The following is a 7,000-nucleotide window of genomic DNA, read 5'->3' as shown; positions in this document are numbered from 1 at the left end:
GGCCGCCGCACCATCGTGGCCGACGACCGCTACGTTTGTGTGCTGCCACAGGATGCGGCGGCACCGGAGTCGCGCATCGGCTGGAAAGATTTCCTGGCCCTGAAGCATGTGGCCATGGACCCGGCCGCGGGCCACGACCAGGTGGAGCAGGCCATCCGGGCGCAGCAGGTGGACCGGACCATTGCGCTGCGGGTTCCGCACTTCACCGCGCTTGCCGAGGTGGTGGTGGGCTGCGGCATGGTGGCCATCCTGCCGCGGCAGATGGCCACCAGAATGGCGGAGCGGTGGCCCGTTGCCATCCGTGAGCTGCCGTTCGATATGCCCCAGTTCGAGGTGACCCTGTACTGGGACGCCGCCGTCTCTTCCACCGGCGCCGCAGCCTGGTTCCTGGATCTCGTGGCCGGGGCGCTGGTCGAGCCGGGCGGGTAAGGCAGCTGGCGACGGCGCCCGGTCCCGTCTGGCGGGTCCGGGCACCGAACCGTGGCCCATGGGGTTGTCCGGGCCCGGGCCCTAGACGACGCCCGCAGGCCTGGCGGCCGTGGGGGAGGAGCCCTCCGTAACCTCCGGGGCGCCGGGCTTGACCTTCGGGATGACAGCCACTGCCGCGACGCCGAGCAGCGCCGCTGCCGCGAAGACGTAGAAGCTGAAGGGATACGCGATGCCGGCAACCACCAGCACGCCTGTGATCCATGGACCCGAGATCGCTCCGAGGCGGCCGACGGCGGAGACGAAGCCCATGCCGGAGGCGACGATGTGGCGGGGGTACAGGTAACCGACGAAACCGTAGACCAGCACCTGGGCGCAGAACACGAAGAAACCGGTGACGAAAACGACGCCGTTGAGCACCACCTGGTTGTCCATCTTGATGCTCAGCAGGGCCAGCAGCACGGCAGCGGCCGCGAACCAGAACATCGTCGTGCCCTTGACTCCGCGGCGGTCGGCGACCCGGCCGCCGACCAGCAGGCCGGCGACGGCGCCGACATTCAGCACAAGGAGCAGGACCAGGGAGTCGGCGACGTTGTAGCCGGCGCCCCGCATCAGCTGCGGCAGCCAGGTGTTCAGGCCGTAGACCAGCATGAGGCCCATGAAGGCTGCAACCCAGAGTCCCAGCGTGATGCGCAGATACGGCCGACGCAGCAGGCTGCCGATGCGGACCGTCGGCGCGGGCGCACCGGCAGTCTTCGAGGCTGCGGCGACAGGGGACGTTTCCGGCAGCTTGGCCCACATGAGGGGGACGGCGAGGAGACCGAGGATGCCGCCCGCATAGAAGAGCCATTCCCAGTGCCGGCCGACCAGCAGGGCGATCAGCGACGCGGCGACGGCGCCGACGTGGTAACCGGTCATGGTCAGAGTGCTGGAGTGCGCTTTGCCATTGCTGGAAGCGGCTTCCTGCATGGCGGTCACGGCGACCGGCATGCAGCCACCCAGGCCAAGGCCGGCGAGGAGCCGCAGGATGCCCATCAGGCCCACATTCGGCATCAGCGGGAACAGCAGGGTGAAGACGGAGAAGAGTGCCACGCAGATAATCAGGGGCAGCCGCCGGCCGAAGCGGTCAGAGATTGGGCCGATCAGGGCCGCGCCGATCCCGACGCCGACAAGGGAAATCGCGGCCACGAAGGTGGCTCCGGCCGGGTCAATGCCCGCGTGTTTCGTGTCCAGCAGGGTGGGGATGGAGGCGCCCAAAGCAACGAGGTCGAAACCTTCGAAGACGACAGTGAGCCAACAGAGAATGACGACCCATTTTCGTTGAGTGTGCATAGTGTGAACGTCCTTGGTCTACACAGCCGGACATGACGATGTCCGGCGGAAGTTGTTATCACCCCAAGTCTGATGAGACCCCCGCCACAAGTCCAATAGATAAAGATCGCCCGTTTCATAGATGGTGTCTATGAGCGAGGAGGACGACGGCGGGAGGTTCCCGCCGTCGTCCTCTTTGGATAGTCCCTGCTTCACGCGGAAGTTTTGGAGCCTACCGGTGCTCTCCCGCGGGGGTCGCCGCGGTCAGGGCAGTGAGGGCTCCGGTGTCCACATTCTCCGACGGCCCCTGCAGGTAACGGGACAGGCTGTCATCCATGGCATTGAGCCAGCGCGTGTGGTGCCGCGCAGCCATCGTGCCGGTCATCACCGAGCGGTGCACGTTGTCCCGGTAGCCGAGGATGTTGTCCTGTTTGTCGCGCATCCACTGCTTGAACAGCTCGGAAACGGTGTCCAGATCGAACTCCGGGTAGTTCGTCAGCGCAATGAGTTCGCGCAGATAGTCCGTCTGGAAGTCCGCCTCGGCATCGTGGTCCGCCAGGGCGGCCTGACGTTCCAGCCAGACTGCGACGTCCGCTGCCTGCTCCGCGGCGGCCGGCAACTCGATGCGGCCAAGCATCACATCGCGGGCGAACCACGCCTGGGCGTCGAACATGTTGAAGGTGTAGTACTGGTCCTGCGCGCCGAGATAGAACAGGTTCGGGTTGTCCTGCCACACCACGCCCTTGTAGAGGCGGTCCGGGTAGAGCACGTTGCGCGACTTCAGCGACAACCCACTCGGCAGGAACGGGTACTTGTGCTGATAACCCGTGCACAGGACGACGGCGTCGAAGTCTCCGGTCGAGCCGTCGCTGAAATGCGCTGTGCTGCCCTCGAAACGTGTCACCAAGGGACGTTCCGTCGCGGTCTCGGGCCAGTCGAAGCCCATCGGTGCGCTGCGGTAACTGAACGTTACGGACTTCGCCCCCATCTTGTGTGTCTGCATGCCGATGTCCTCGGCGGAGTAGCTGCTGCCGATCAGCAGGATGTTCTGGCCAGCGAACCGTTCGGCGCCGCGGAAATCGTGTGCATGCAACACCTCGCCCGGGAAGCCCCCAATGCCCTCAAACTCGGGGACATTGGGGAAGGAGAAGTGGCCGGTGGAGACCACCAGCTTGTCGAAGACGTGCGTCTCGGTGGTCTCGGTGACCAGATCCTCGACGGTTACGGTGAATTCCTGCGCCTGTTCGTCATACGAGACCCAGCGGGCCGCCGTGTTGAAGCGCACGTACTTGCGCACATCGGATTTCTCCACCCGGCCCTTGATGTAATCGAAGAGGACCTCGCGCGGGGGATAGGACGAGATCGCCCGGCCGAAATGCTCATCGAAAGTGTAATCCGCGAACTCCAGGCACTCCTTAGGGCCGTTGGACCACAAATGGCGGTACATGCTGCTGTGGACGGGCTCGCCGAAGGCATCCAGACCGATCCGCCAGCTGTTGTTCCACTGGCCACCCCAGTCGCCCTGCTTTTCGAAGCACGTGATCGCCGGGATGCTGGCTCCGGCCTGCCGTGCCGACTCAAACGCCCGTAGCTGTGCCATGCCGCTGGGGCCAGCCCCGATGATTCCTACTCGCATTGACATGCCTACTCCTGTTCGTTGGATCTTCTCCATCAGATTCGACGCCCGGAATGCACAAGGTGGCCGTGAGGCGAACCTGCCGTCCCGCAGGCGGCGCAAGGCGCACGGCGGTTAACGACTTCTTCAATGACACTGCCGGCGCGGCTGCGCGCCGGGCCTCGATAATCAATCCCTGCGAGCCTGTGCCTGCAACGGGAGAAAGGGCCATGGGTGTCTGTTGTCAGCAGGAAAGGGTCCTGCATAACTGTTCCGAGCGGTCCGCCTACGATCCAATAAGGTCGGCGGTCCTCTTGCATTATGCTCATCCGGGCTGTGGATAAGTCAAAGTGGGGTGGCGCAGAACCGTGGCCGGTGGATCGCGAGGCAGGCGGCATCAACCGAATGGTTGACCCGGGGGTCAGCCATTCTTCCGCCGCGGATCAGCCAACTGCGCGATGGCGCCGGGCCCCGTGCGCGGGAGAGTGGATGTAGGAGCCTTTCGGCCGCACTTCACCCACTGAAAGAAGAACAAACGTGTTTCTTGCTATCCGCGATATCCGCTTTGCCAAGGGCCGGTTCGCCCTGATGGGCGGCGTGGTCGCCCTGATCACCCTGCTGCTCGTCATGCTCTCGGGTCTGACGGCCGGGTTGGGTGACCAGTCGACGTCGGCCATTGACAAACTCGGCGCCGGCAACGGCAGCGGGGTCGCCTCCAAAGCGGCGGACAGCATTGTCTTTGGGGCCCCGGGCACCAATGAGCCGAAGGCCTCCTTTACCGAAAGCGAAATCACCGCCACGCAGCTCGACAGCTGGAAGAACCGGGCCGGCGTCCAAAACGCCGAGGCCCTGGGCATCAGCCAGACCCGCTTCCAGGCCGTGGCTTCGGATACCGGGACAGGCACCGGCACCACCAATGTCGCCGTCTTCGGTGTAGCACCGGATGGCCAGCTTGCGCCGTCCCGGGTAACGGCCGGTACCGTCGTGATCGGCAAGACCGTGGCCAAAGCGCTGTCCCTGAAGACAGGGGACAGGGCCAGCGTCGGCGGGAACGACCTGACCGTCAGCGCCGTGGTGGAGGACCAGTGGTACTCCCACACCAGCGTCGTCTGGACCGCGCTTCCCACCTGGTCCACATTGGCCCACCTCACGGACCCGGAGCAGCTCGGAACCGTCGCCGTCATCACCTACAAGGACGGAGCCGCGGTGGACGAGGCCGCCGCGAACATCGCAGCCCACACCGTGAGCGCCTCGCGCACCGGATCCTTCCAGGCGCTGGGCTCCTACAAGAGCGAGAACGGCTCCTTGACGCTGATGCAGGCTTTCCTTTACGGCATCTCTGCACTGGTCATCGTGGCTTTCCTGACCGTCTGGACCGTCCAGCGGACCCGCGATATCGCGGTCCTGAAAGCCATGGGGGCATCCGGCAGTTACGTCCTGCGCGACGCCATCACCCAGGCCGCGATCGTCCTGCTGGCCGGGGCCGGAGTCGGCGGCGGGATCGGCGTCCTCGGCGGATTTTTCGCAGCCCAGGCAGCCCCCTTCCTGGTCAACCCCGCAACAACACTCCTGCCCATCCTCGGAATCATCGCCTTGGGCCTGGCAGGAGCGGCCCTGGCCGTCCGCCGCGTCACCAAGGTCGACGCGCTCATCGCCCTCGGCGGGAACTAGACCCTCCGCGGCCAGCCGGCCCGCCGGCAGCCGGGTCACCGATCCGCCCCCAGAACTTTCCGAAAGGCAGCAACTCCATGTCCTCCACCCCCAGCCCTCTCGACCCACGGTCCTCCGCCCGCGGCCCCCTGAACCTCGTCAACGTCACCCTCGAATACCCGGACGGGGACGGGACCATCAAAGCCCTGGACGCCGTGAACCTCACCGTGCAGGCGGGCCAGATGGTCTCCCTCGTCGGCCCGTCAGGTTCCGGAAAATCCAGTCTCCTGGCCGCAGCCGCCACCCTCGTCCGCCCCACCCATGGCCTGGTGGTCATCGACGGCACCGACGCCACCGGGCTCGGCGACAGGGACCTCACCGCGCTGCGGCGGGAGAAGATCGGCATCATCTTCCAGCAGCCCAACCTGCTCGCCTCCCTGACTGCCGCCGAACAGCTCATCATCGGCGACCACCTGCGCGGAAAGTCCGTCAAAGCCGCACGGGCCAAAGCCGCGGAACTGCTCGACGTCGTCGGACTCAGCTCCAGCGCGGACAAACGCCCGCACCAGCTCTCCGGCGGCCAGCGCCAGCGGGTCAATATCGCCCGGGCCCTCATGGGCGATCCCAAGGTCCTGCTCGTGGACGAACCAACAGCGGCCCTGGACCACGAACGCAGCGACTCCATCGTCCGGCTCCTGCGCCGGGTCACCGACGACTTCATGGTCGCCACGGTCATGGTGACCCACGACACCGAATTCGTCCCGCTGACCGATTCGGTCGCCACCATGCGCGACGGCAAGCTCAACGCCCCCGTGCTGACGACCGTCTGATACCAACGACCCATCAATTGACCCCGCCAACAACCGGTCGACCCGTCCCCCACCACGGTCACGGCATCAGGCCCGGTGACAGGGACCCGCAAGACAAGCGGGCGATGGCGCGACCGGTGCGGCTATCCGGCGTCGGAGGCCGAACCGGCTCCGCCGCCTGCCAGCCGCAACCGCCCCACTCGATCACTGAGGATCCGCCGGGCCTCGCCGGGCAGCCCCTCGTCGCTGATCAGCTCGTCGGCCTCCTCCAGGGCTGCGATGGTGCTGATGCCGAAGGTGCCCCACTTGGTGTGATCGGCCAGCACCACCACCCGGCGGGCCGCAGCCACGAAGGCCCGGTCCGTTTCGGCCTCCAGCACGTTCGGAGTCGTAAACCCCGCGTTGGCATCCACGCCGTGGACGCCCAGGAACAGCACATCCAGGTGCAGCTGCTTGAGGGCCGAGGTGGCCAGCGGCCCCACCAGGGCATCGGAGGGCGTGCGCTCGCCGCCGGTGAGGATTACGGTGGACGGCGATGAACTCTGGTGAAACACGTCGGCGACGCGCACCGAATTGGTGACGACGGTGATCCGGGGGCCGGCGGAGAGCAGTTGCGCCAGCGCCCAGGTGGTGGTTCCCGCACTGAGCCCCACGGCCATGCCCTCACGGACCTGGGCGGCTGCCTCCTGCGCAATCGCCATCTTCTCGTCCTGCAGTTGCGTCACCTTCAGCTCGAAGCCGGGCTCGTGGGTGCTCACCCCGCCGGGCAGCTTGGCCCCGCCGTGGATCTTCTCCACGGCGCCGGCGGCATCGAGGGCTTCGATATCCCGCCGGACCGTCATGAGGGACACGCCCAGCATCTGCGCGAGGTCCGCGACGCGGACAATCCGCTCGCGCTGGACCTCGGCGATGATGGCCGAATGGCGGGCTGCGGCTAGCATTCTGCGTCCTTCGTGGCGTGCTCGCGGGAAAGTGGGGGAGCGGACGACGGCGACTGTCCGGGTTCCTTCCTGCCCATCCTAACTTCTGCGCACACCAAACACACACGCATTCTGCTTCAATTTGTGCTCTATTGTTTGAAAATGTTTTGTCGTGTACAACTGAAACATGACGCGAACCACGATGACCCGGCTGGCCGACGGCCGCGAGATCCTCTATTTTGACGACGCCGGCACCGCCGAGCGGCCCG

Annotated in this window: 6 protein-coding genes; 3 read left to right on the top strand and 3 right to left on the bottom strand. The window is 66.0% G+C overall.

Annotated features, from left to right (window positions below):
- Nucleotides 1-429, top strand: a 429-nt coding sequence (locus tag K789_RS0120915; protein WP_024368453.1) for a LysR substrate-binding domain-containing protein, incomplete at its 5' end; no start/stop codon positions are given.
- Nucleotides 430-510: 81 nt separating this feature from the next.
- On the opposite strand, the gene K789_RS0120910 is transcribed toward K789_RS0120915, so the two are convergent.
- Together K789_RS0120910 and K789_RS0120905 are read right to left on the bottom strand one after the other, a co-directional pair.
- Entirely contained in the window at nucleotides 511-1,758 is a 1,248-nt protein-coding gene (locus K789_RS0120910; RefSeq protein WP_024368452.1) for an MFS transporter, read from the bottom strand.
- 211 nt (nucleotides 1,759-1,969) lie between these two features.
- On the bottom strand, nucleotides 1,970-3,379 hold the full coding sequence (locus K789_RS0120905; protein WP_024368451.1) for an NAD(P)-binding domain-containing protein: 1,410 nt from the start codon (nucleotides 3,377-3,379) through the stop codon (nucleotides 1,970-1,972).
- 510 nt (nucleotides 3,380-3,889) lie between these two features.
- On the opposite strand from K789_RS0120905, the gene K789_RS0120900 reads away from it, so the two are divergent.
- Together K789_RS0120900 and K789_RS0120895 are read left to right on the top strand one after the other, a co-directional pair.
- Entirely contained in the window at nucleotides 3,890-5,023 is a 1,134-nt protein-coding gene (locus K789_RS0120900; RefSeq protein ID WP_024368450.1) for an ABC transporter permease, read from the top strand.
- Between the two features lie 77 nt (nucleotides 5,024-5,100).
- Nucleotides 5,101-5,832 (top strand): ABC transporter ATP-binding protein, encoded by a 732-nt coding sequence (locus K789_RS0120895; RefSeq protein ID WP_024368449.1) that lies wholly within the window; start codon nucleotides 5,101-5,103, stop codon nucleotides 5,830-5,832.
- Between the two features lie 122 nt (nucleotides 5,833-5,954).
- Here K789_RS0120895 and K789_RS0120890 read toward each other — a convergent pair whose 3' ends face one another.
- A complete protein-coding gene (locus tag K789_RS0120890) occupies nucleotides 5,955-6,752 on the bottom strand; it encodes a DeoR/GlpR family DNA-binding transcription regulator (RefSeq protein ID WP_024368448.1) in 798 nt (265 codons plus the stop codon).
- Nucleotides 6,753-7,000 lie beyond the last annotated feature (248 nt).

It is taken from the genome of Arthrobacter sp. TB 26, from assembly GCF_000427315.1.
Lineage (GTDB): Bacteria > Actinomycetota > Actinomycetes > Actinomycetales > Micrococcaceae > Arthrobacter.
Note: the sequence above shows the minus strand (reverse complement) of the source record. Positions and strands in the feature narration are given on the sequence as shown.

Bases quoted from the DNA above. Each gene is read 5' to 3' on its own strand.
- K789_RS0120890 (WP_024368448.1), bottom strand. From the start codon at position 6,752: ATGCTAGCCGCAGCCCGCCATTCGGCCATCATCGCCGAGGTCCAGCGC.
- K789_RS0120910 (WP_024368452.1), bottom strand. From the start codon at position 1,758: ATGCACACTCAACGAAAATGGGTCGTCATTCTCTGTTGGCTCACTGTC.
- K789_RS0120905 (WP_024368451.1), bottom strand. From the start codon at position 3,379: ATGTCAATGCGAGTAGGAATCATCGGGGCTGGCCCCAGCGGCATGGCA.
- K789_RS0120895 (WP_024368449.1), top strand. From the start codon at position 5,101: ATGTCCTCCACCCCCAGCCCTCTCGACCCACGGTCCTCCGCCCGCGGC.